23 protein-coding genes are annotated in these 21,380 nt (G+C 74.5%); 12 read left to right on the top strand and 11 right to left on the bottom strand.

Annotated features, from left to right (window positions below):
* The first annotated feature begins 108 nt into the window (after nucleotides 1-108).
* Nucleotides 109-681 (top strand): PadR family transcriptional regulator, encoded by a 573-nt coding sequence (locus IE308_RS12150; protein ID WP_190217887.1) that lies wholly within the window; start codon nucleotides 109-111, stop codon nucleotides 679-681.
* 34 nt (nucleotides 682-715) lie between these two features.
* On the opposite strand, the gene IE308_RS12145 is transcribed toward IE308_RS12150, so the two are convergent.
* On the bottom strand, nucleotides 716-1,312 hold the full coding sequence (locus IE308_RS12145) for a TetR/AcrR family transcriptional regulator (RefSeq protein WP_110626370.1): 597 nt from the start codon (nucleotides 1,310-1,312) through the stop codon (nucleotides 716-718).
* Nucleotides 1,313-1,460: 148 nt separating this feature from the next.
* On the opposite strand from IE308_RS12145, the gene IE308_RS12140 reads away from it, so the two are divergent.
* The gene (locus IE308_RS12140) at nucleotides 1,461-2,348 is read left to right on the top strand and encodes an NAD(P)-dependent oxidoreductase (protein ID WP_190217886.1); all 888 of its coding nucleotides are present in this window, start codon (nucleotides 1,461-1,463) and stop codon (nucleotides 2,346-2,348) included.
* Nucleotides 2,349-2,465: 117 nt separating this feature from the next.
* Here the strand turns inward: IE308_RS12140 and IE308_RS12135 are convergent, their stop codons facing one another.
* Nucleotides 2,466-3,692 carry an MFS transporter gene (locus IE308_RS12135; RefSeq protein ID WP_110626369.1) on the bottom strand — a complete coding sequence of 409 codons (1,227 nt, stop codon included), beginning with the start codon at nucleotides 3,690-3,692 and terminating at the stop codon, nucleotides 2,466-2,468.
* A gap of 135 nt (nucleotides 3,693-3,827) precedes the next feature.
* Here IE308_RS12135 and IE308_RS12130 point away from each other — a divergent pair, with 135 nt between their 5' ends.
* Nucleotides 3,828-4,292 (top strand): RpiB/LacA/LacB family sugar-phosphate isomerase, encoded by a 465-nt coding sequence (locus IE308_RS12130; RefSeq protein WP_190217884.1) that lies wholly within the window; start codon nucleotides 3,828-3,830, stop codon nucleotides 4,290-4,292.
* A 22-nt stretch (nucleotides 4,293-4,314) separates the two neighbouring features.
* On the opposite strand, the gene IE308_RS12125 is transcribed toward IE308_RS12130, so the two are convergent.
* Together IE308_RS12125 and IE308_RS12120 are read right to left on the bottom strand one after the other, a co-directional pair.
* On the bottom strand, nucleotides 4,315-4,893 hold the full coding sequence (locus tag IE308_RS12125; RefSeq protein ID WP_190217883.1) for an Rv1733c family protein: 579 nt from the start codon (nucleotides 4,891-4,893) through the stop codon (nucleotides 4,315-4,317).
* A gap of 221 nt (nucleotides 4,894-5,114) precedes the next feature.
* Nucleotides 5,115-5,501, bottom strand: coding sequence for an STAS domain-containing protein (locus tag IE308_RS12120; RefSeq protein WP_190217882.1), 387 nt, complete (start codon nucleotides 5,499-5,501; stop codon nucleotides 5,115-5,117).
* A gap of 306 nt (nucleotides 5,502-5,807) precedes the next feature.
* On the opposite strand from IE308_RS12120, the gene IE308_RS12115 reads away from it, so the two are divergent.
* Together IE308_RS12115 and IE308_RS12110 are read left to right on the top strand one after the other, a co-directional pair.
* Entirely contained in the window at nucleotides 5,808-8,192 is a 2,385-nt protein-coding gene (locus tag IE308_RS12115) for a phosphoketolase family protein (protein ID WP_190217881.1), read from the top strand.
* 342 nt (nucleotides 8,193-8,534) lie between these two features.
* Entirely contained in the window at nucleotides 8,535-9,530 is a 996-nt protein-coding gene (locus IE308_RS12110; RefSeq protein WP_190217880.1) for an ATP-grasp domain-containing protein, read from the top strand.
* Between the two features lie 12 nt (nucleotides 9,531-9,542).
* Here the strand turns inward: IE308_RS12110 and IE308_RS12105 are convergent, their stop codons facing one another.
* Nucleotides 9,543-9,995 (bottom strand): pyridoxamine 5'-phosphate oxidase family protein, encoded by a 453-nt coding sequence (locus IE308_RS12105; protein ID WP_190217879.1) that lies wholly within the window; start codon nucleotides 9,993-9,995, stop codon nucleotides 9,543-9,545.
* Between the two features lie 224 nt (nucleotides 9,996-10,219).
* Here IE308_RS12105 and IE308_RS12100 point away from each other — a divergent pair, with 224 nt between their 5' ends.
* From IE308_RS12100 to IE308_RS12090, 3 genes are all read left to right on the top strand, one after another.
* Complete coding sequence (locus IE308_RS12100; protein WP_190217878.1) at nucleotides 10,220-10,912, top strand: response regulator; 693 nt, start codon at nucleotides 10,220-10,222, stop codon at nucleotides 10,910-10,912.
* Between the two features lie 96 nt (nucleotides 10,913-11,008).
* A complete protein-coding gene (locus IE308_RS12095; protein ID WP_308440097.1) occupies nucleotides 11,009-12,763 on the top strand; it encodes a sensor histidine kinase in 1,755 nt (584 codons plus the stop codon).
* Nucleotides 12,764-13,235: 472 nt separating this feature from the next.
* The gene (locus IE308_RS12090) at nucleotides 13,236-15,605 is read left to right on the top strand and encodes a glycoside hydrolase family 65 protein (RefSeq protein WP_190218291.1); all 2,370 of its coding nucleotides are present in this window, start codon (nucleotides 13,236-13,238) and stop codon (nucleotides 15,603-15,605) included.
* A gap of 61 nt (nucleotides 15,606-15,666) precedes the next feature.
* On the opposite strand, the gene IE308_RS12085 is transcribed toward IE308_RS12090, so the two are convergent.
* Complete coding sequence (locus IE308_RS12085) at nucleotides 15,667-15,996, bottom strand: TfoX/Sxy family protein (protein ID WP_190217877.1); 330 nt, start codon at nucleotides 15,994-15,996, stop codon at nucleotides 15,667-15,669.
* Entirely contained in the window at nucleotides 15,996-16,457 is a 462-nt protein-coding gene (locus IE308_RS12080; RefSeq protein ID WP_190217876.1) for an SRPBCC family protein, read from the bottom strand. Before IE308_RS12080 ends, IE308_RS12085 begins: the two co-directional genes overlap by 1 nt.
* A 296-nt stretch (nucleotides 16,458-16,753) precedes the next feature.
* Here IE308_RS12080 and IE308_RS12075 point away from each other — a divergent pair, with 296 nt between their 5' ends.
* The gene (locus IE308_RS12075; protein ID WP_373314501.1) at nucleotides 16,754-17,620 is read left to right on the top strand and encodes a fructosamine kinase family protein; all 867 of its coding nucleotides are present in this window, start codon (nucleotides 16,754-16,756) and stop codon (nucleotides 17,618-17,620) included.
* Nucleotides 17,621-17,693: 73 nt separating this feature from the next.
* On the opposite strand, the gene IE308_RS12070 is transcribed toward IE308_RS12075, so the two are convergent.
* From IE308_RS12070 to IE308_RS12060, 3 genes are read right to left on the bottom strand one after another with little or no spacing between them, the layout of a single operon-like run.
* Nucleotides 17,694-18,044, bottom strand: coding sequence for a DUF8129 domain-containing protein (locus IE308_RS12070; RefSeq protein ID WP_190217874.1), 351 nt, complete (start codon nucleotides 18,042-18,044; stop codon nucleotides 17,694-17,696).
* 33 nt (nucleotides 18,045-18,077) lie between these two features.
* Nucleotides 18,078-18,419: a DUF6479 family protein gene (locus IE308_RS12065; RefSeq protein ID WP_110626359.1), complete on the bottom strand. Its 342-nt coding sequence runs from the start codon at nucleotides 18,417-18,419 to the stop codon at nucleotides 18,078-18,080.
* 56 nt (nucleotides 18,420-18,475) lie between these two features.
* The gene (locus IE308_RS12060) at nucleotides 18,476-18,880 is read right to left on the bottom strand and encodes a ChaB family protein (protein ID WP_110626358.1); all 405 of its coding nucleotides are present in this window, start codon (nucleotides 18,878-18,880) and stop codon (nucleotides 18,476-18,478) included.
* Between the two features lie 136 nt (nucleotides 18,881-19,016).
* On the opposite strand from IE308_RS12060, the gene IE308_RS12055 reads away from it, so the two are divergent.
* On the top strand, nucleotides 19,017-19,388 hold the full coding sequence (locus IE308_RS12055; protein WP_110626357.1) for a four-helix bundle copper-binding protein: 372 nt from the start codon (nucleotides 19,017-19,019) through the stop codon (nucleotides 19,386-19,388).
* An 84-nt stretch (nucleotides 19,389-19,472) separates the two neighbouring features.
* Here IE308_RS12055 and IE308_RS12050 read toward each other — a convergent pair whose 3' ends face one another.
* Entirely contained in the window at nucleotides 19,473-20,039 is a 567-nt protein-coding gene (locus IE308_RS12050; RefSeq protein WP_190217873.1) for a histidine phosphatase family protein, read from the bottom strand.
* 286 nt (nucleotides 20,040-20,325) lie between these two features.
* On the opposite strand from IE308_RS12050, the gene IE308_RS12045 reads away from it, so the two are divergent.
* Nucleotides 20,326-20,547, top strand: coding sequence for a CbtB domain-containing protein (locus IE308_RS12045; protein ID WP_110626355.1), 222 nt, complete (start codon nucleotides 20,326-20,328; stop codon nucleotides 20,545-20,547).
* 25 nt (nucleotides 20,548-20,572) lie between these two features.
* The gene (locus tag IE308_RS12040) at nucleotides 20,573-21,337 is read left to right on the top strand and encodes a CbtA family protein (RefSeq protein ID WP_190217872.1); all 765 of its coding nucleotides are present in this window, start codon (nucleotides 20,573-20,575) and stop codon (nucleotides 21,335-21,337) included.
* The last annotated feature ends 43 nt before the right edge of the window (nucleotides 21,338-21,380 follow it).

Raw genomic sequence — 21,380 nt, 5'->3', positions numbered from 1 at the left:
GCCCGCTTATGTGGCCAGCCACTTAAAAGTAACACGGTTATGTGGCTGGCCAAGTAATTGCTCCGCAGGCTGCCCCGGCGGCCTCCGGCCCGGTGGTACGTTCGGCGCATGGCTCTGCGTGACGCGGTGATGGCCGCCCTGCTGGAAGGCGAGGCGTCGGGGTACGACCTGGCGAAGGCGTTCGAGGCCTCCGTCGCCAACTTCTGGATGGCCACCCCGCAGCAGATCTACCGCGAGCTGGAGCGCATGGAGGCCGAGGGGCTGGTCGCCGCCCGCCTCGTCGAGCAGGAACGCAGGCCCAACAAGCGGCTCTTCTCGCTCACCCCGGCCGGTCTCGCCGCTGCCCGCGCCCACCTGACCGGCCGCCCGTCCAAGCCGCTCGCCCTGCGCGACGAACTGCTGGTCAAGGTGCAGTGCCTGGACGTCGGCGACTTCGACGCGCTCGACGCCGTACGCGACGAGATCAAGGAACGCCTGGAGCGGTCCGTCGCCAAGCTGGCCCGCTACGAGCGGCTGCGCGCACGCCTGCTGGACGGCCGCGGTGAGGACGAGTTCTTCGCGGGTGCCGAGCGCGTGGGCCCGTACCTCACCCTCCAGGCCGGCCTCGCCCTCGAACGCGCCAACGTGCAGTGGGCGGAGACGGCACTGGCCCGGCTGGAGCAGCGCGCCGGGCGCCGCTGAGCCGCCGTACGTACAAGTCCTTAGGGTGCCGTCGTCAGGAGCGCCGGCTGACCGCCGCGTCGAGCAGCGGGCCGAGTTCCTCCGTCACGGCGGTCAGGGCCCGTACGTCGCGCTCGGCCCGGGCGATGAGGATGGCGCCCTCCAGCGCGCTGATCATGACGGTGGCGAGCGGGCCGGACCGCTCCCCGGGCACCCCCATCTCCGTCAGGGCCTCGGCCACCGCCCCCGTCCACGTCGTGAAGGCCGCCGACACCGCCTCCCGGGTGGACGCGGCCGACTCGGCGCAGTCCACCGTGGCGGCGGCCACCGGGCAGCCGCCCGCGAATCCCTCGGCCGCGTACTCGTCGGTCCACTGGCGCACCATCGCCGCGAACAGCCCGCTGGGCGTCGGCTCGGGCAGCGCGGCGACGAAACGGGCGACGCGGCCGCGCGCGTACCGGCCGGCCCACTCCACCGCCTCGTTGACCAACTGCTCCTTGCCGCCCGGGAAGTAGTGCTGGAGCGAACCGCGCGGCGCCCGGGCGTGTGCCGCGACCTCCCGCATGCCGGTCGCGCCGACGCCCTCCCGCCGGATGAGCTGGGCCGCGCTGAAGACCATCCGCTCCCGCGGACCCCGTTCCGATGCCGGCATGGCCGCCGCCCTCCGCCGTCGTACCCGTGCGCCGATCGCGCACCACCCTATGACCGCCGTCATGGAACGGCTACTATGACCGCTGTCATAGCGGGTGGGGCGGCCGCCGCCGTCCGGCCCGCTCCCGGCGCGGAACGGGCGGTGCGGCGTGTACGTGGGTTTCGTCGGACTCGGTGTCATGGGGCAGCCCATGGCGCTCAACCTCGCCCGGGCGGGGACGCCCCTGGTCGTCTGGAACCGGACCCCAGAGCGGTGCGCACCGCTGCGGGCCGCGGCTGCCGAGGTCGCGGCGAGCGCGGCCGAGGCCTTCGAGCGGGCCGGCACCGTGCTCCTCATGCTGGCCGACGAGGACGCGATCGACGCCGTGCTGGAGCGGGGCACGCCCCGCTTCGCCGAACGGGTCGCCGGGCGGACCGTCGTCCACATGGGCACGACCTCCCCCGAGTACTCCGCCGCCCTGGAGGCCGACATCCGCGCCGCGGGCGGCCGCTATGCCGAGGCGCCCGTCTCCGGCTCCCGCGTCCCGGCCGAACAGGGGCAGCTGGTGGCGCTGCTGGCGGGGGAGGAGGAGGTCGTACGGGAGGTGCGGCCGCTGCTCGGCCCCCTGTGCCGCGAGGTGTTCGACTGCGGTGCCGTGCCGGACGCGCTGCTGATGAAGCTCTCCGTCAACCTCTTCCTCATCACCCTGGTCACCGGGCTGACCGAGGCCTTCCACTTCGCCGGCCGGCACGGCCTGGACCAGCGGCTGCTGCGCGACGTCCTCGACGCCGGGCCGATGGCCAGCGCCGTCTCCCGCGGCAAGGCGCCCAAGCTCCTCGCCCGCGACTTCGCCGTACAGGCCGGCGCGGCCGACGTCCTGAAGAACAACCGGCTGATCGCCGAGGCCGCCCGCAAGGCCGGGCTCGCGTCCCCGCTCCTGGACGTCTGCCACGAGCTGTTCGCGGAGACGGTCGCGCAGGGGCACGGCGCGGAGGACATGGTCGCCGTGCTGCACGCGCTGGAGACGCGGACGGCCGGGGCCGGGCCCGTCTACTAGCGCCGACCGGTGTCAGTCAAGGCGTAGTTCGGGCCGCGGCCCCGGTGTCAGGCCCGCTGCTCGGCCGTTAGCGCCGACCGGTGTCAGGAAGGCGCAGTCCGGACCGCGGCCCCGGTGTCAGGCCCGCTGCTCGGCCGTGGTCGCCTGCCCCACGGGCGTGCCGCTCCGCGCCTTCACCCGGGACGGCTGCCGGGTGCGCCCCGGCCCGGCCGGGACGACCGCGCTCGCCGCCGCGGCGAGCAGGCCCGCCAGGGCGAAGCCCCAGGCGTAGCCGGTGGCGCCGATGAGCGCGCCCAGCAGCGGCGGGGTCAGGGACGCCGCCAGGTTCTGCCCGGTGTTCTGCACGCCCATGGCCCGCCCCGCCCAGGCCCGCCCGGCCAGCTCCGCGGTGGCCGTGAAGGCGAGGCCGTTCGTGCTCGCGGTGATGCCGCACGCCAGCACCACCGCCGCGTCGGTCGGCGCCGAGGGCCATACGGCACCCAGCGCGGTCAGCCCCATGACGGCGGCGATGCACAGCGACAGCGTGCGCATCGGCCGCATCCGGCTGCCCACCCGGTCCGACCAGCGCCCCGCCACGATCCGCGAGGCCGCCCCCAGCACCTGGGCGACGGCGAGCAGTTGACCGGCGTTGACGGCGCTCCAGCCCCGCACCTCGACCAGGAACACCATCCCGAAGGCGCCCGCGGTGAACTGCGGCACACACAGCAACGCGCTGGAGGCGTGCACCCGCCACAGCGCCGCCTGCCGGTAGGGGTTGCCGGACGGTTCCCCGGCCGCGGCGCGCTCCGGGCGCGGCGGGTCCGCGGCCAGCGTGCCGACGAGCACCGCGACGACGGCACACAGGGCGGCGCTGAACAGCAGCGAGCCGGTCACCCCGCCGCGCGCGGCCAGCGCCGGGACGACCAGCGCGGCGATGCCCATGCCCAGCGGTGTCGCGGTCTGCCGGATGCCCATCGCCAGGCCGCGCTCCTCGGCCGAGAACCAGCCGACCACCAGCCGGCCGCTCGCCGCGTGCACCGACGCGCCGGCCGCGCCCGCGAGGGTGAGGACCGCGCCCAGCGGCACCAGGCCGTCCACCGTGCTGCCCGCAGCGAGCAGCGCCGCCGCCGAGGCCAGCCCCGCGACGATGACGACCCGCTCGCCGATGCGGTCGGCCAGGGCGCCCCAGGCGACCAGGGCGAGCACGAGACCGGCGGTCGGGCAGGCGACGAGGAGGCCGACCTGACCGAGTGTCAGGCCGCTGCCGCTTCTCAACTCGTCGGACAGATAGGGCAGTCCGTAGACGAAGACGCAGGCAACCGTCTGTGCGGCGGTGCCCAGGGCCAGCATCCCCCAGCGTCGCATGGCGTCCCTCCCGTTCCAGGTGCGTGGACGATGCAACCATGCCATACGACTCGTATGTCGAGACAGATCATCTCGGATAATGAACAGGCCAACTTCGGCCCGGGGCGCGTCCGGAGCCGCTGTAGGCTTCTGACCATGCGGATCTCCGTCTCCTCCGACATGGACGAACCCGTGGCCCGCGCGCTGCTGGCCGAGCTGGAGCGACGGGGCCACGAGGTGGTCCCGCACGGGGCGCTGCGCGCCGGCGACGACCCGCAGTGGGCCGCCTGCTCCGAGGCGGCGGCCCGGGAGGTCGCGGCGGGGCGCGCGGACCAGGCCGTCGTGTGCTGCTGGACGGGCACGGGCGCGTCGATCGCCGCCAACAAGGTGCCCGGCGTCCGGGCCGCCCTGTGCACGGACGCCTACACGGCGGACGGGGCGCGCCGCTGGAACGACGCCAACGTGCTGGCGCTCAGCCTCCGCCTGACCTCCGAGCCCCTGCTCAAGGAGATCCTCGACGCCTGGTTCGCGGGCGAGCCCAGCGACGACGCCGAGGACCGGGAGAACGTGGCACGGGTGGGGCGGCTGGACGGGGGCGGGGCCTCCACGGCGGGGGAGTAGGGCGCCTGGACCGGGCTTGTCGTCAGCCGGTCCGGTGGCCCCAGCCCGGCTCCACCAGGTCCCACTCCCTGCCCCACGCCTCGATACGCCGCCGGTCCAGCCGCCACCGCAGCAGCGCGCCGATCCCCACCACCGGCCCCGCGAGCCCCAGCGCCGCCGCCCCGCCGAACAGGACCGCCTCGACGGTCGCCGCCGTCCGGTCCGGCGGCTCCCCGGTGAGCCCACCGCGGTCGTCCACCCAGACGACGACCCTCGTACCGGCCTTCAGCCCGGTGTCCACCAGGGTCGTACCGGTGTGCGCGGTGCCGTCCGGCGCCGTCCACCGCACCCGCCCGGCCGCGCGGCCGTCGACGGCCGAATCCCCCGCCGGGATCGGCGACGAGCCCGTCACCAGGACCGCCCGCACCGCGTGACGCTCGGCGCGCTGCCGGGCGAAGGACTCGTCGGCGGCGTGGCCCGCCAGCACCCCGACCAGGGTTCCGCCCACCGCGACGACCACCCACACCGCCAGCACGACCCAGGCCTCCAGGACGTCCTCGGTCCGGCGCAGCGGATTGCCGCGCCACCGCCACAGGGCCCGCGTCCCGCACCCGCCGTTCATGGACCGCACCTCCATCCCGTCGCCCGCGCCGCCACGTCGTCGGTGCCGACGCCGCACCTGCCGGCAGCCGGTGCCGGGGCGGACCGGTCGGCCACCGCGTCCCCGGCGTCCACGTCCCGCAGAGCTGCCGTCAGCCGGTGCGGGGCGCCGGATCAGTCGCCGTCACCTCCCGATGGCTGCGTCGCGCCGTCCCGTCGGCAGCCGGTGCCCCGGCAGGCCGGTCAGCCTCGCGTCGTCTCTGTCACCAGCGTCCCGCCGTCGGCGGCAGACGGCAGCCCGGGGAGGATGTCGAAGGCACCGTCGAGACGGACGTGACGCAGGACGCGCAGGAAACGCGCGCTGTCCGCGACCAGTCGCAGCCGTCCGCTGCGGGCCCGGACCCGGTTGCGGGCCCGGCACAGCACCGATATCCCGGCGCAGTCGATGAAGGACACCGCGCGCAGATCGAGCACGAGGTCCGGGCGCGGGCCGCTGGTCAGCGCGTCCAGCCGGGCCGACAGCGTCGGCGCGGTCAGCAGATCGAGGCAGCCGCGCGGGGCCAGGACGGTCGTCCCGGAGACGACGACCACCGTGCAGCCCGGTGCGGTCCCGGGGGGTGTTTCGGCCATGGTCCCAGCGAAGCGGGCCGGCCGTCACCGGGGGAAGGGCCGACCGGCCCAAGCCCGCGGGCCCGCCGGGGCGGACGCGGGAACCGCCGGGAAGCCCAGGCCGACGAGTGGGCGGGGCCGGACCTGGCCGGGCGGACCCCGCCCGAGGCAGTGAGGAAGACCCAAGGCGCGCACCAGGTGCCGTTCGGCCTGATTGCCTTCACCCGGATGGGCCGCTCGGCCCTGTCGGGTACCCGGCGCTGCGGCGAGGGTGGTGAGGTGCGCACGGCCGTACCTCCCGCCGCACCCCGACCGGAAGGGACCCACATGTCCGTCGACACCCAGCAGGCGCCCCCTCGGCTCGACACGGACGAGCTGCGGACGCTGGACGCCCACTGGCGCGCCGCGAACTACCTGGCCGTCGGCCAGATCTACCTCATGGCCAACCCCCTGCTGACCGAGCCGCTGCGCCCCGAGCACGTCAAGCCGCGCCTGCTCGGCCACTGGGGCACCTCGCCCGGCCTCAACCTCGTGTACACCCACCTCAACCGGGTGATCAAGGCGCGTGACCTGAACGCCCTGTGCGTGTGGGGCCCCGGACACGGCGGGCCGGCCGTCCTCGCCAACTCCTGGCTGGAGGGCTCGTACAGCGAGACCTACCCGGATGTCACCCGGGACGCGGCCGGCATGGCCCGGCTGTTCAAGCAGTTCTCCTTCCCCGGCGGTGTCCCCAGCCACGTCGCCCCCGAGACACCCGGCTCCATCCACGAGGGCGGCGAGCTGGGCTACGCCCTCTCCCACGCCTACGGCGCCGCGCTGGACAACCCCGACCTGCTGGTGGCCTGCGTCATCGGCGACGGCGAGGCGGAGACCGGCCCGCTGGCCGCCTCCTGGCACTCGAACAAGTTCCTCGACCCGGTCCACGACGGCGCCGTCCTGCCGATCCTCCACCTCAACGGCTACAAGATCGCCAACCCGGCGGTCCTGGCCCGCCTGCCCGAACCCGAACTCGACGAGCTGCTGCGCGGCTACGGCCACGACCCGATCCAGGTCACCGGCGACGACCCCGACGCCGTCCACCACGCCCTGGCCGAGGCGTTCGACACCGCCCTGGACCGCATCGCCGCGTTCCAGCGTGCCGCCCGAGAAGAGGGCGCGACCGAGCGCCCCCGCTGGCCGGTGATCGTGCTGCGTACCCCGAAGGGCTGTACCGGGCCCGCAGAGGTCGACGGGCTGCCCGTCGCCGGGACCTGGCGCGCCCACCAGGTGCCCCTGGCCGCCGTCCGCGACAACCCCGAGCACCTGCGCGAGCTGGAGGCCTGGCTGCGCTCCTACCGGCCGGAGGAACTGTTCGACGCCGACGGCCGCCCCCGACCCGACGTCCTCGCCTGCGTCCCCGACGGCACCCGCCGCCTCGGCGCCACCCCGCACGCCAACGGCGGCCTGCTGCTGCGCGACCTGCCGCTGCCCGACCTGGACACCTACGCCGTCCCCGTCGACAAGCCCGGCGCGACCCGGCACGAACCCACCCGCGTCCTCGGCGACCTGCTCCAGGACGTCATGGCGGCCACCGCCGGCCGGCGCGACTTCCGCCTCGTCGGCCCCGACGAGACCGCCTCCAACCGACTCCAGGCCGTGTACGAGGCGACCGGCAAGGCCTGGCAGGCGCGGACCCTCCAGGTCGACGAACACCTCGACCGGCACGGCCGGGTGATGGAGATCCTCTCCGAACACACCTGCCAGGGCTGGCTGGAGGGCTACCTCCTGACCGGCCGGCACGGACTGTTCTCCTGCTACGAGGCGTTCGCGCACATCGTCGACTCCATGGTCAACCAGCACATCAAGTGGCTGCGCGTGACCCGCCGGCTGCCCTGGCGCGCTCCCATCGCCTCCCTCAACTACCTGCTCACCTCGCACGTGTGGCGGCAGGACCACAACGGCTTCTCCCACCAGGACCCCGGCTTCGTCGACCACATCCTCAACAAGAGCCCGGAGGCCGTGCGCGTCTACTTCCCGCCGGACGCCAACACCCTGCTGTCGGTGGCCGACCACGCCCTGCGCAGCCGCGACTACGTCAACGTCGTCGTCGCGGGCAAACAGCCCTGCTTCGACTGGCTCACCATGGACCAGGCCCGCGTGCACTGCGCCCGCGGCGCCGGCGTCTGGGAGTGGGCCGGCACCGAGGACGGCACCCGCGAACCCGACGTCGTCCTCGCCTGCGCCGGCGACGTCCCCACCCAGGAGGTCCTGGCCGCCGCCCAGCTGCTGCGCCGGCACCTGCCCGAGCTGGCGGTGCGCGTGGTCAACGTCGTCGACATCGCCCGCCTCATGCCCGCCGGGGAACACCCGCACGGCATGAGCGACTTCGAGTACGACGGTCTGTTCACCACCGACAAACCGGTCGTGTTCGCCTACCACGGCTACCCGTGGCTGATCCACCGGCTCGCCTACCGCCGCACCGGCCACCGCCATCTGCACGTCCGCGGCTACAAGGAGATCGGCACCACCACCACGCCCTTCGACATGGTCGTCCGCAACGACCTCGACCGCTACCGGCTCGTCATGGACGTCATCGACCGCGTCCCCGGCCTCGCGGTGCGCGCCGCGGGCGTACGGCAGCGGATGGAGGACGCCCGGCTGCGCCACCACGACTGGATCCGCACCCACGGCACCGACCTGCCGGAGGTCGCCGACTGGTTCTGGGGCGGCTGAGCGGCCCGCCGCGCCGGTCCCGAGCCGCCGTGCCGTACCCGGACCCGGGCGGGACAGGAAGGTGGGGCAGAGGGGGCCCGGGGCGGCGGCCGGGCCCGTCGGGCAGGGCGCACATACCGGGGCGGACGGCGCAGGGGGCGGAGCAGGAGGGCGGGGGCCGTGCGCCCTGTCATGACCTCCCGCCGGGCGCCTACAGTGTGGCGCCACAGCGCTGTGACACCGATCCGGCTGGGCGGAACCGAACCGCCCGCGCGACAGGCACCACCGTTCCCGTGAACCCCGCTCGGGCCGTCCGCCGAGAGCGCGCGGCACCGTGCGCGTCGTCAGTCGCTGGAGGCTGCTGTGTCCCGACCCCGTGTCGCCCTGATCGCCGACCCCACCTCGCCCGAACGGTGCAGCGAGTACCTCGCCGACGCGATCGGCCTGCTCACCGGCGAAGAGCCGGTCCGTGTCGACTCCCGGCACTTCGCCGCCGGCGGCCCCGGCCGCGGCATCCGCGACGGACACCGCTTACGGCTCCAAGTCCCCAACGAAGGCGTCGACTTCACGCCCGACATCGTCGTCCTGTACGAGATCCCGCCGCACCGGCGCCATGAACTCGCCGCGTTCCAGCGGCTGCTGGAACGGCACGACGTGGTCACCCTCGGCACCGGTACGGCCGCCTGGCGCGTCGCCACCGAGAAGGACCTCACCGTCGAGCGCTTCCGGCGCGACGGCGTCGCCCACATGGAGACCCTCGTGCTGTCCCGCCCGTCGCCCGAGGAGGCCCTGGCCGCTTTCGACAAGCTCGGCCGGGACGCCTGGGCCCGGCCCGTCGTCGGCACCGGCGGCAACGACACCTTCCACGTCACCACCGACGCCGCACTCCACGAGGCCGCCGCCTTCTACGCCGACCGCGGCACCGACTGGCTGCTCTCCCGCGACGCCGGCAACCTCACCCCCGACGGGCAGCGCCACCAGTTCCGCGTCTTCGTGCTGGGCGGCCGCGTCATCCACGCCCGCGAGCACCTCCAGCCCGCGCTGGACACCCCCTGCAACACCTGCCAGGGCGCCACGCCCGTCCCCATCGCCCCCGCCGACCTGCCCGCCCGGCTCACCGAACTCGCCGTCGCCGCCACGGCCTCCGTCGGCCTGCCCTTCGCCGGCGTCGACCTGGCGATCGAGAACGGCGGCGTCGTCTTCGAGGTCAACGTCCAGCCCGCCTTCGTCGACGGCGAACTGGACACGGTGGCCGTCCCCTACATCCGCGCCCACCTGGACGCCCTGACCCGATCCCGAGGCGGCCACCCCGCCCCCGCCCCCCACCACCGGTCCCCCCGGGCCGCCGCCGGCACCTGAGCCGACGCCCGGTCAGCCCTGGACGGCGGTCAGCCGTGTCCCCGTGACCAGGTCGGGGTGGATCCGTACCGCCTGGTCCATGGGGCGGTCCACCCAGGGGCGCAGCAGCGCCCGGCAGTGGGCCAGGTCGGCGGGGTCGGTGACGAGGCGGGCGTAGCCGGTGACGACCACGCTCCAGCCGAGGTGGGTGTCCGGGTCGATGGCGTCCGCCTCGTACGCCACTACGACACCCTGCGCGCCGGCCTGCCGGGCCCGCGTCGTCAGGGCGCCGCCGTCGTGGGTGCGGATGACGATGTCGCCGCCGTCCAGGACGTGGTTGACCGGGCGGATCGTCGGCAGCGCCTGCCGGGTGAAGACGAGCCGCCCGAAGGAGACGCTGCCCAGCAGCCGCAAGGCCTCCGCACTGCCGAGTGCGACGGTCCGGCGGGGCCCTGCCGGGACCGGCGGGGCGTGCTCGATGGCCATGGCGGTTCCCGGGTCCGTAGGGGAGAGGAGGGGACGGGTCGGAGTGCGTCCCGATCATTCGAACGCGCGAGGCGATGCGGGGGAAGGGCCGTTCGGCCCTGGCCTTCGGGCCCCGGAAGGCGAAGGATCAACCGGGAAGGGAACCCGTCCCTCCCCGGGACGGGCATCCGTCCCGGGGACACCCGCCCGACAGCCGGCCCCACCGGCCATGACAAGGAGCGACGATGGCGGACAGCCAGCGGCCCGGCCCCGGCGCACCGATCCGGGTCTTCCTGCTGGACGACCACGAGGTCGTACGGCGGGGCGTGCACGACCTGCTGAACGACGAGCCGGACATCAGCGTGGTCGGCGAGGCCGGCACCGTCGCCCAGGCCCTCGCCCGGGTGCCGGCGCTGCGCCCGCAGGTCGCCGTCCTGGACGTGCGGCTGCCCGACGGCGACGGCGTCACCGTCTGCCGTGAGCTGCGCTCGCGCATGCCGGAGCTGGCCTGCCTGATGCTCACCTCCTTCGACGACGAGGAGGCCCTGCTGGACTCGATCATGGCCGGCGCCTCCGGCTATGTGCTCAAGCAGATCCAGGGTTCCGACCTGGTCACGGCCGTCCGCACGGTCGCCGCCGGGCAGTCCCTGCTCGACCCGAGCGCCACCGCCAGGCTGATGGCCCGCCTCCGCCACGACCAGCGGGAGGAGGAGGGGCCGCAGGCGCTGCCCGGTCTCACCGAGCGGGAGCGCGAGATCCTCGCCCTGATCGGCGAGGGGCTGACCAACCGGCAGATCGGGCAGCGGCTCTTCCTCGCCGAGAAGACGGTGAAGAACCACATCTCCCGGCTGCTGGCCAAGCTCGGCGTCGAGCGGCGGGTGCAGGCCGCGGTCATCGCCACCCAGGCCCAGGACCGGCAGCGGCCCCCCGGCCGGTAACGCCCCATCGGCAGGCACCGGGCCCGCGCGGACCGATACCGTGGCCGTAGGACCGGCGCGAGGGCCGGCCGTGCCGTGAGCCTCGGGAGGCCAGGGGTGGCAGGGACCGAAGGGACCGGCGGAACCGTGGGGCCCGCGGAGGCCCGAATACGGCTGCCCCAGCTGCGCCTGGACGAGCTGCTGGAGGAGCTGCAGGCCCGGATCGACGCGGCCCGCGGGACCCGCGACCGGGTGCACAGCCTGCTGGAGGCGGTGCTGTCGGTCGGCCGCGAGCTGAACCTGGAGCAGGCGCTGCGCCGCATCGTCGAGGCCGCCGCCGTGCTGGTGGACGCCGAGTACGCGGCGCTCGGCGTGATCGGGCCCGACGGCAAGCGGCTGTCGGCCTTCCACACCGTCGGCGTCGGCGCGGACCGGATCGCCCGCATCGGCCCCTACCCGGAGGGCCATGGAATCCTCGGCGAGCTGATCCGCCACCCCGAGCCGCTGCGGCTCGCCAAGCTGTCCCAGCACCCCGCCTCCTACGGCTTCCCGGCCCACCACCCGCCGATGAACACCTTCCTCGGCGTCCCCATCCGGGTGCGCGACCAGGTCTTCGGCAACCTGTATCTGACCGAGAAGCGCGGCGGCCTCCAGTTCGACGAGGAGGACGAGTCGGTGCTGTCCACGCTGGCCGTCGCGGCCGGCGTCGCCATCGACAACGCCCGCCTGTACGAGGAGTCCCGGCTGCGCGAGCGCTGGCTGCGGGCCACCGCCGAGATCACCCACGGCCTGATGTCCGGCGCCGAACGTGCCGAGGTCCTCGGTCTGCTCGCCGAACGGGCCCGGGAGATCACCGGGGCGGCGCTCGCGGCCGTCGCCATGCCGGTGGAGGAGACGGACTCGCTGAGCGTCGAACTCGCCACCGGCGTGGACGCCGAGCGCCACCGCGGCCTGGTGCTGCCCTTCAGGGGCAGCCTCATGGGCGAGGCCTACGTCGGCGCCAACCCTGTCACCAGCGAGGACATCTCCGCCGACCCGCGCGTCTCGGCCGGGCCCGACCGGTTCACCGGACTGGGCCCGGCGGTGGCCGTGCCCGTCGGCACCGGCGTCGAAGGCGTCCGGGGCGTGGTGCTGCTGGTGCGCGAGGCGGGGCAGACGGCGTTCTCCGAGAAGGAGACCGAGCCCCTGCAGGGCTTCGCCGCGCAGGCCGCCGTCGCGATGGAGCTGGCCGACCGCCGCCGGGACGCCGAGGAGATCGCGGTGCTCAAGGACCGCGACCGCATCGCCCGTGACCTGCACGACCTGGCCATCCAGCGGCTCTTCGCGACGGGCATGACCCTGCAGAGCGCCGGCCGCTTCATCGAGCACCAGGAGGCCGCCGAACGCGTCGTGCGGGCCGTGGACGACCTGGACGAGACCATCAAGATCATCCGCTCGACCATCTTCGGCCTGCGCTCCCGGGAGGGCGGCGCCGGTTCCGGGCTGCGGGCCCGCGTCGTCCGGGCGGTCGGCGAGGCCGCGCCCGTGCTGGGCTTCGCCCCCAGCGTGCGGATGGAGGGGCTGCTCGACACCGACGTACCCCGCGACATCGCCGACCATGTGGTGGCCGTCCTGTCCGAAGCCCTCACCAACGTCGCCCGGCACGCCCACGCCGGCCGCGTCGACGTCGCCCTGGAGACCGACGGCCGCGAGATCCGCCTGACCGTCACGGACGACGGCGTCGGCCTGCCGGCCGGGGGCCGCCGCAGCGGCCTGAGCAACCTGGCCGAACGGGCCGAACAACTGGGCGGCGCGCTGCGCACCCGCGCCCCTGAGGGCGGCGGCACCACGCTGGAGTGGCGGGTGCCGGTGGGGGAGCGGGACGAGGGCTAGCGACCTCAAGTCATCTGCGAGGTACGAGAGTTGAGGCGGTCGCGTCCGGCCGGCACAGGTCCGAGGTCGACTCCTCGCAGCGGATCGGCGAGCCGGCAGCATGCGCGGAACACCCCGCGGCCGATCCGGAGGGCCGCAGGCCCCTGCCGAACTCCTCGTAGCGGATCCGGCGGGCCGGCATCCCGCGCCCCAGCAGCCCCGCCCGCGTCGCCGCGCGGCCGTGGGCGAGGCGGCGGGAAGGACCATCCGCTTCTTGCGGATCCTCATTGCGCGGTGCGCGGCTGCGGGCCGCTTCCCCGCGTCCCGAAAACGGTCCTTCCCGTCTCACCCCAGCACACCACAGCCACGCCCCCTCCACCAGGCCTGAGCGTCCCCGGGCAGGGAACCCGGGCCGTGACCGCTGCCGGCGGCGCCTTCCCGGTCCGGGGACGGCGCACGGATACGGAGGAGCGCTGACGTGACGAGCGCCGAGGTGACGGGCTGGAGCTGGGAGTACGAGGGCTACCGGCCCGCCGACGAGCGGCTGCGGGAGTCGCTGTGCACGCTGGGCAACGGGTACTTCGCCACCCGGGGCGCGCTGCCGGAGTGCGCCGCCGACGAGCTGCACTACCCGGGCACGTATGTCGCCGGCTGCTACAACCGGCTCACCTCCGAGGTGGCCGGGCGCAGCGTCGAGAACGAGGACATGGTCAATGTGCCGAACTGGCTCCCGCTGCGGTTCCGGCGACCCGGCGGGGAGTGGCTGCACCCCGACACCACCCCCGTCCTCGACCACGACCTGCGGCTGATCCTGTGCTCCGGGCTGCTGGAGCGCCGTACCCGCTACGACCTCGGCGAGGGCCGGGCGCTCCTGGTGCACCAGCAGCGCCTGGTGCACATGGCCGACCCCCATCTCGCCGCCATGCGCACCGAGTTCACCGCCGAGGGCTGGTCCGGCACGCTGGAGGTCGAGTCCGCGCTGGACGGCGGCGTCAGCAACGCGGGGGTCGCCCGCTACCGCGACCTCGACGGCCGCCACCTCACCCACGCCCACTCCGGCGGCGACGACCCCGGCACCGTGTGGCTGCGCTGCCGCACCCGCACCTCCGACATCCGCGTCGGCACGGCCGCCCGCCTCACCGTGGACGCGCCCGTGGCGGCCCGGCACGAGAACCCGCGCGCCGTCCAGCGGGTCCGGCTGGAGCTGACCGACGGGCGGGTCGCCACCGTCGACAAGACGATCGCCCTGCACACCTCCCGCGACCCGGCGATCAGCGACCCACTGCACGCCGCCGTCGCCCGCGTCGGCCGCGCCCCCGGCTGGGACGACCTGCTGGAGTCCCACCTGACCGCCTGGGACCAGCTGTGGCGGCGGGCCGACCTCGACGTGCCCGGGGAGTCCGGCCGGATCCTGCGCCTGCACCTGTTCCACGTGCTGCAGACCCTCTCCCCGCACACCGCCGACCTCGACGTCGGCGTCCCCGCCCGCGGCCTGCACGGCGAGGCCTACCGAGGCCATGTCTTCTGGGACGAGCTGTTCGTCCTGCCGTACCTGAACCTGCACTTCCCCGAGGTCTCCCGGGCGCTGCTGCACTACCGCCACCGCCGGCTGGAACAGGCCTGCTCCGCCGCCCGGGCGGCCGGGCGGCGGGGCGCGATGTACCCGTGGCAGAGCGGCAGCGACGGCCGCGAGGAGACCCAGCAGCTGCACCTCAACCCGCGTTCGGGCCGCTGGCTGCCCGACCACTCCCACCTCCAGCACCACGTCGGCTCCGCCATCGCCTACAACGTGTGGCAGTACTGCCAGGCCGCCGGCGACGCCGAGTTCCTGCACACCAAGGGCGCCGAGATGCTGCTGCAGATCGCCCGCTTCTGGGCCGACGCCGCCGATTGGGACCCGGGGCTGGGCCGGCACCGCATCAAGGGCGTCGTCGGCCCCGACGAGTACCACGAGGCCTACCCGGACGCCACCACACCCGGCCTGGACGACAACGCCTACACCAACGTCACCGCCGCCTGGGTGCTCGCCCGCGCCCTGGAACTGCTGGACGTGCTGCCCGAGCCGCGCCGCCGCGAACTCGTCGAGCGGACCGGCCTGGACGACGGCGAACGCGAGCGGTGGGAGGAGGTCTCCCGCACCCTGCACGTGCCCTTCCACGACGGCGTCATCAGCCAGTTCGAGGGCTACGGCGACCTCGCCGAGCTGGACTGGGACACCTACCGCAACCGGTACGGCGACATCCGCCGCCTGGACCGGATCCTGGAGGCCGAGGGCGACACCGTCAACCGCTACCAGGCCTCCAAGCAGGCCGACGTCCTCATGCTCGGCTACCTGTTCTCCCCGGCCGAACTGCGCGACCTCTTCGGCCGGCTGGGACTGCGGCTGGACGACGCGACCTGGCAGCGCACCGTCGACTACTACCTGCACCGCACCAGCCACGGCTCCACCCTCAGCGGCCTCGTCCACGGCTGGGTGCTGGCCCGCGCCCGGCGCGCCGAGGCGTGGAAGTACTGCCAGGAGGCCCTTCAGGGCGACATCGCCGACATCCAGGGCGGCACCACCGCCGAGGGCATCCATCTCGGCGCCATGGCCGGCACCCTCGACCTCGTCCAGCGCGGCCTGCCCGGCCTGGAGACCCGCGACGACGCCCTCTGGCTCGACCCGGTGCCGCTGCCCGAGCTGTCGTCGTACGACTTCTCCCTGCGCTACCAGGGCCACTGGGGCGTCCGGCTGCACCTGGAGAGCAGCCTGCTGGAGATCGCCGTCCCCGACTCCGACGCCTCACCGATCGACGTACGCCTCCCGGACCGCGCGGTCTCCCTCGCGCCGGGGGAGACCGCGCGCCTGCTCTTGGGGGAGTGACGGGCCGGGGGCCGACCGGTCAGCGCAGACCGCCGCCGCCGGTCACGACGCACGCGCCCGCCTACTTGGGTGGCAGACCGCGCGCGAAGGCGCAGCCCTCCGCCACCCACGCTGCCAGGGCGTCGTCCTCCGCGACCGCCGGGCCCGCCACCACGACCCAGCCGCGCATCGGGCGCCCGGTCATGTCGAACACCCGGGCGCCCGGCCGGGCGAGGGCCGCCCCGGCGGCGTCCGGGCCGACCCGGACCATCAGGTCGTCGCCCGTGACACCGACGGCCATGTTGCCGCCCACCAGGAAGGCGATCCCGCCGAACATGCGCCTCTCGGTGACGTCCGGATCGTCGCCCAGGCGCGAGCGGATCCGCTCCGCGAGCCCCTCGTCGTACGCCATCACACGCCTCCCGCCCGCTCGCCCAGCCGCAGCTCCAGATCACGCAGATCCTTGCCGAGCGACGACCGGACCTGACGGGACAGCAGCGGTCCCGCGAGGCGCGCGAGGAGGCCACGCGGACCGCCGCGCACCCGGATCGCGGCCAGCGTGCCGCGGGGATGGTCCGCGAAGGTGTAGGTCACGCGCATCGGCATCGGCGCCACCACGGACACCATGTCCAGCAGCCCCGGCGGCTCGTGCGCCGCCACCCGCAGCACGTAGTCGATGCGCCGGCCGAGGAAGGACGCGGTCCGGGTGACCTCCGCCCCCACCCCGAACCCGCCGCCCGCGGCGGGCCGTGTCAGCTCGGCCGTCCGGATGCCCTGCGTCCACTCGGTGTCGTGCCGCCAGTCCATGGCGTACCCGGCCACCCGCTCGGGCGGCAGCGGAATCACGCGCCGCACCGTCACGTCGATCGCCATGACCGCCCTCTCCGCCGCGTTCCGCACCCGCCGGTTTCCGCCCCTGTCGTTGCCCGGCCAGCGGTGATGTGCCGGCCTGCCCTTTCCCGGCCGACCGATTCCCGCAGCGGCCGTTCTGCCGTCCTGCCGTCCCGCGGTCCGCCCCTTCCCGCCGCCGTTTCCCGTCCCGCCTTCCAGGGTGCGACCGGGCGCGGGAGGCTACAAACCGGGATTCCCGGATGAGCTGCACCTACCGGCCGTGCCGGGGTCCGGGCGCCGCCCTGTCCTGCGTTCGCCGTACCCTGGGCGCCGTGCGTATCTCCTCCGACGGTGCCGGGCCGGCCGCCGCGGCGGTGCGGTTCACCAGCCTCGCAGCGGACAGTGAGCGGCCGTTGTCCGGGGCGCTCACCGAAGTCAGCCTGGACGGCGGCCACGTGGTGATGGTCAAGCGCGGTGACGACCCCCGCGCGGTGCGGGCGGAGGCGGCCGGGCTGCGCTGGCTGGCGGACGCCGGTGCCGTCCCGGTCCCCGCCGTGCACGGCCACGACGAGCGGTGGCTGGTCACCGACCGTGTCCCGACCGGACGCCCGAGCCCCGAAGCGGCCGTCCGCCTCGGACGAGGACTGGCCGCCCTGCACGCCGCAGGCGCCCCCGCGTTCGGCGCCCCGCCGCCCGGCGGCCCCGAGGACGCCTACATCGGGCTCGCGCCGATGCGCAACGCCTGCGGCGACGACTGGCCCCGCTGGTACGCCGAGCACCGCGTGCTGCCCTACCTGCGCCGCGCCGTCGACAACGGCACCCTGCGCGGCTCCGAGGCCGCCGTCGTCGAGCGGGTCTGCGAGCGGCTGCCCGAGCTGGGGGTCCCGGACGAACCGCCGGCCCGGCTGCACGGCGACCTGTGGAACGGCAACGTGCTGTGGGGCGCCGACGGACAGGCCTGGCTCATCGACCCCGCCGCGCACGGCGGGCACCGGGAGACCGACCTGGCCATGCTGCACCTTTTCGGCTGCCCGCACCTGGAGCACGTCCTGGACGGCTACCGGCAGACCGCCCCGCTCGCGCCCGGCTGGCGCGACCGCATCGGCCTGCACCAGCTCTTCCCGCTGCTCGTGCACGCCGTGCTCTTCGGCCGCGGATACGCCGAGCAGGCCCTGGAGGCGGCGCGCGGCGCCCTGGCGACGTGAGAGGGCCCCGTAGCCCGACACAGCGGTACGGCGCACGGACATCCGTGCGCCGTACCGGAAAACAATCGAGCTTCTAGCGCTGGTCCCCCTTCGGCTTGCCCCGCTGGTCCGGCGTGCCGTGCGGCGGCGGACTGAAGGGCTGCGGGGACGTCGCCGGTGAGACCGGCGAGCCGCCGTGGCCCACGGACTGCTCGGGGCGCAGGGCGCCCGGGTCGCCCGAGGTGGGCTCGGCTCCGGCCCGCAGCTGCTCCAGGCGCGCGGTGAGCACCTCGGTGATCGGGAGGCGGTCGGCGTGGGTGCGCTCGTAGGCGAGCAGTTCCTCGACCTCCTCCACGGTCAGCGACCGCACCCGGCTTTCCAGGCCGCCGAGCGGCAGGTGGTCGTAGTCGGGCAGTGGCAGGGTGTTGCGGCCGGGGTCGGCCATGGGCCTTCACTTCCCTCGACGATCGGAGAGCGGTCAGTGGGCGCCGAGCCCACCGCCGCCGAACGAACCGCTGGAGCCCTTGCCCCACCGCGGCCGTTCCTTGGACTCGCTGGGGCGGGTGCCCAGGTTGCCGAACTCGTGCGGCAGGCGGCGACGGCCGTCCTGCGGCACCTCCTCCGGCTCCCGGTTCTCCCGCGTCTCACGCACCGCGCCCTCGGGCGGCAGGTGCGGCTGTTCCTCGGGGCGGGGCGGAGCCGGCTCGCGGCTCTTGAGGATGTCGCCTCGCCAGAAAGCCCCGATCAGCAGGGCCACGACCACAAGGCCCACGATCAGGGGACCGAGGGCGAGAGCGCCGCTCGAATCGGCTAGCTGCATTGCTGTGGTGGTACCCATATCCCATGAATACCCCCCAAACGGGAGGTTTACCAGGCTCAGCCGGTGCGCGCTTCACGCGTCCGGGAACGGTTGGCCTTGCGGATGGCCTCCAGCAGCTCCCCCTTCGACATCCGGGACCGTCCCTCGATGCCCAGCCGCCGGGCGATGCCGTAGAGGTGCTCCTTCGAGGCCTGCTCGTCGACACCCTCGGCGCTGCGCCCGCCGAGCCGGCGCGGCCGGGCCGAGCGCGGGTCGGAGGGCCCCTTGCGGCCGCCCTCCTTGCGCTCCCAGTGATCGCCCACCTTCTCGTAGGTGTGTTTCAGCGCCCCGAAGGCCACGCGGTGCGCGCGCTCGCCCTCGCCGTACTGCTCCACCGCCGAGTCGTGCGCCTTGATCCAGGTCCGCTGGGCGTGCCGGGAGGAGCGCTCCAGGGTCGAGGGCAGCTCCTGCTCTCCGGGCATCGGTGACACCTCCGTCCGGTTTCCGTACCGACCGTCCGGGTGCCCGGGGCCGGGTCACGCTAACGGCCGCGGCCGGTTTGCCCCCACGGGCCGCCCGTGGTGGTTTGACGGCTCGCGCGGCGGCTACCCGCGCGCTGTGACTTCGACATCGCAGCAGGAGCTCATCCGGTTCCTCGAGGACCGCTTCGCCTGCGCACAGGCGTGCACGGAGTGCGCCCGGGCGTGCGCGTTGCGCGCGAGCCTGGTGGATCCCGGTGGGACGGAGGAGCAGGAACTCGTACGCCGCAAGGGCATCATGTGCGCGGAGGTCTGCGACGCGACCTGCCGTGTGCTGTCGGAACAGAACACACTGGACGAGTCCGGCATCCGCATCCAGCTGGAGTGGTGCCGCACCGTCTGCCTGGAGTCGGCCCGTGTCTTCGACGGGCAGCCGGGCGCCGAGGAGACCGCGGACGCCTGCCGGGCCTGCGCCCGCGCCTGCACGGAGTTCTTGCAGACGCTGGGCTGACCTGACGCCGGGCTGACCTAGGGGACGGTCGGGCGGCCGCCCCGTCACGCCGACGAGCGGCCGCCCCGTCACATGGCCGGCCGGTCAGACCAGCGGCCGGCCCACCTTCACGTTCCGGCGGCCCGCCCGGCCGGTGAACTCCACCGCCGACAGCGGCGGGACGTCCGTACGCCAGAACGCGGTGTCCGCGGCGCCGAGGGTCCGCACGACCGCCGCCCGCACCACCTCGGGCTCGACGACGGCGAGTGTGCGCCCGTCGGTGTCCGCGGCCGTCGCCAGCCAGTCCTCGACCCGGTCGCACAGCGCCCGCACGGACTCCCCGCCGTGCGGTGCGGCCTCCGGATCGGCCAGCCACGCGGCCAGCGCCTCCGGCTCGGCTGCGGTCACCTCCGCCAGCGTCGCCCCGCGCCACCGGCCGGCGTCCAGCCCCGCCAGCGCCGGCACCGGCACGGCCGCGAGCCCCAGCGCCCGCGCGGTCTGCTCGCAGCGCACCGTCGGCGAACACCACACCGCCTGCGCCGCGGGCAGCGCGCCGGAGGCGGCCCGGGCGGCCCGCAGCGCGGCCTCGTCCAGCGGGCGGCCGTCGTCGAAACGGGCCTCGCGCAGCGCCGCGTTCATGCCCGGTGAGATCAACATCACTCGGCTCGTCATCGGTCCGTCCCGGTGCTCAACATCCCTTGCCCCAGCGTGAATTCAGAGTGCACATGACACAACCGTGCGCTCCCGCCCGCGTCGTGCGCCCTTGGCCGCCCCTCCGCTTCGCGGTACGGTCTCCCGGACATCGACGACGGCAACGCGGAAGCCGGTGAGATTCCGGCACGGTCGCGCCACTGTATGCCGGGCACGCACCCCAGGTGCGGTCCGGGTGAGTCAGACCCGCGGCCGTCGTTCCTGTGCACCACCGATCAGGGACGCGCATTCCCAAGGAGGTCCTGCCATGGCGCAGTCCGCCGTCCAGCCCACCACCGCCCCCACCGCCGTACCCGCCAAGCTGCCGGTCAGCGCGATCGCCCCGTGGGCGGTCTTCTTCGGCATCCTGATGCTGGTCCTGCTCTACTTCGTCGGCGCCGAGCAGGGCGCCACCTCCCTCCTCTCCGGCGAGAACGTGCACGAGTGGGTGCACGACGCCCGTCACCTGCTCGGCTTCCCCTGCCACTGACGACGGCGGGGAAACACCCGAGCCCATGAACTCCTCCATCGTCCGCACCCTGCTGGTGCGCGGCATGCTCGCCGGCCTGGCCGCGGGCCTGCTCGCCCTGGTCACCGCCTATTTCCTGGGCGAACCGCGCGTCGACGCGGCCATCGCCTACGAGGAGGCGCACGCCGCGCACGCGCACGAGCACGGCGTCGAGGCCGTCAGCCGTTCGATGCAGTCCACCGCGGGCCTGTCCACCGGTGTCCTCGTCTACGGCGTCGCGTTCGGCGGCATCGCCGCCCTCGCGTACTGCTTCGCGCTCGGCCGGATCGGCCGCTTCGGGCCGCGCGCGAGCGCGCTGCTCCTGGCAGCCGCCGGGCTGATCGCCGTCTACGTCGTGCCGTTCCTCAAGTACCCCGCCAACCCGCCCGCCGTCGGTGACCCGGACACCATCGGCCAACGCACCACGCTGTACTTCCTGATGACGGTGCTGAGCGTGCTGCTCGCCGTCGGCGCGGTGATCCTCGGCCGGCGCCTGGCACCGCGCTTCGGCAACTGGAACGCGACCCTCGCCGCCTCGGCGTTCTTCGTCCTGGTGGTGGGCCTCGGGTACGCCTTCCTCCCGTCCTTCGACGAGGTGCCGAAGGACTTCCCGGGCACCCTGCTGTGGCAGTTCCGGCTGGCGGCCCTGGCCGTCCAGGCGACGCTGTGGACGGCGTTCGGCCTGATCTTCGGAGTCCTGGCGGAACGGGCCCTCGCCCCCCGCCCCGAACGGCACACCCCCGTCACGCACCCGGCCACCGCGGCCCGCTGACGGCGGGACGGACGGTGAGGCACCCGGATGCGGGGCCTCACCG

Origin of the sequence: Streptomyces griseosporeus (assembly GCF_014656055.1) — a bacterium.
GTDB classification, from domain to species: domain Bacteria; phylum Actinomycetota; class Actinomycetes; order Streptomycetales; family Streptomycetaceae; genus Streptomyces; species Streptomyces griseosporeus.
This window is presented reverse-complemented; position numbering and strand designations above follow the sequence as displayed.

Bases quoted from the DNA above. Each gene is read 5' to 3' on its own strand.
- IE308_RS12065 (WP_110626359.1), bottom strand. From the start codon at position 18,419: ATGCAGCTAGCCGATTCGAGCGGCGCTCTCGCCCTCGGTCCCCTGATC.
- IE308_RS12080 (WP_190217876.1), bottom strand. From the start codon at position 16,457: ATGGCGATCGACGTGACGGTGCGGCGCGTGATTCCGCTGCCGCCCGAG.
- IE308_RS12100 (WP_190217878.1), top strand. From the start codon at position 10,220: ATGGCGGACAGCCAGCGGCCCGGCCCCGGCGCACCGATCCGGGTCTTC.
- IE308_RS12130 (WP_190217884.1), top strand. From the start codon at position 3,828: ATGCGGATCTCCGTCTCCTCCGACATGGACGAACCCGTGGCCCGCGCG.
- IE308_RS12045 (WP_110626355.1), top strand. From the start codon at position 20,326: ATGGCGCAGTCCGCCGTCCAGCCCACCACCGCCCCCACCGCCGTACCC.
- IE308_RS12145 (WP_110626370.1), bottom strand. From the start codon at position 1,312: ATGCCGGCATCGGAACGGGGTCCGCGGGAGCGGATGGTCTTCAGCGCG.
- IE308_RS12105 (WP_190217879.1), bottom strand. From the start codon at position 9,995: ATGGCCATCGAGCACGCCCCGCCGGTCCCGGCAGGGCCCCGCCGGACC.
- IE308_RS12115 (WP_190217881.1), top strand. From the start codon at position 5,808: ATGTCCGTCGACACCCAGCAGGCGCCCCCTCGGCTCGACACGGACGAG.
- IE308_RS12150 (WP_190217887.1), top strand. From the start codon at position 109: ATGGCTCTGCGTGACGCGGTGATGGCCGCCCTGCTGGAAGGCGAGGCG.
- IE308_RS12135 (WP_110626369.1), bottom strand. From the start codon at position 3,692: ATGCGACGCTGGGGGATGCTGGCCCTGGGCACCGCCGCACAGACGGTT.
- IE308_RS12125 (WP_190217883.1), bottom strand. From the start codon at position 4,893: ATGAACGGCGGGTGCGGGACGCGGGCCCTGTGGCGGTGGCGCGGCAAT.
- IE308_RS12060 (WP_110626358.1), bottom strand. From the start codon at position 18,880: ATGCCCGGAGAGCAGGAGCTGCCCTCGACCCTGGAGCGCTCCTCCCGG.
- IE308_RS12050 (WP_190217873.1), bottom strand. From the start codon at position 20,039: ATGACGAGCCGAGTGATGTTGATCTCACCGGGCATGAACGCGGCGCTG.
- IE308_RS12085 (WP_190217877.1), bottom strand. From the start codon at position 15,996: ATGGCGTACGACGAGGGGCTCGCGGAGCGGATCCGCTCGCGCCTGGGC.
- IE308_RS12070 (WP_190217874.1), bottom strand. From the start codon at position 18,044: ATGGCCGACCCCGGCCGCAACACCCTGCCACTGCCCGACTACGACCAC.
- IE308_RS12040 (WP_190217872.1), top strand. From the start codon at position 20,573: ATGAACTCCTCCATCGTCCGCACCCTGCTGGTGCGCGGCATGCTCGCC.
- IE308_RS12120 (WP_190217882.1), bottom strand. From the start codon at position 5,501: ATGGCCGAAACACCCCCCGGGACCGCACCGGGCTGCACGGTGGTCGTC.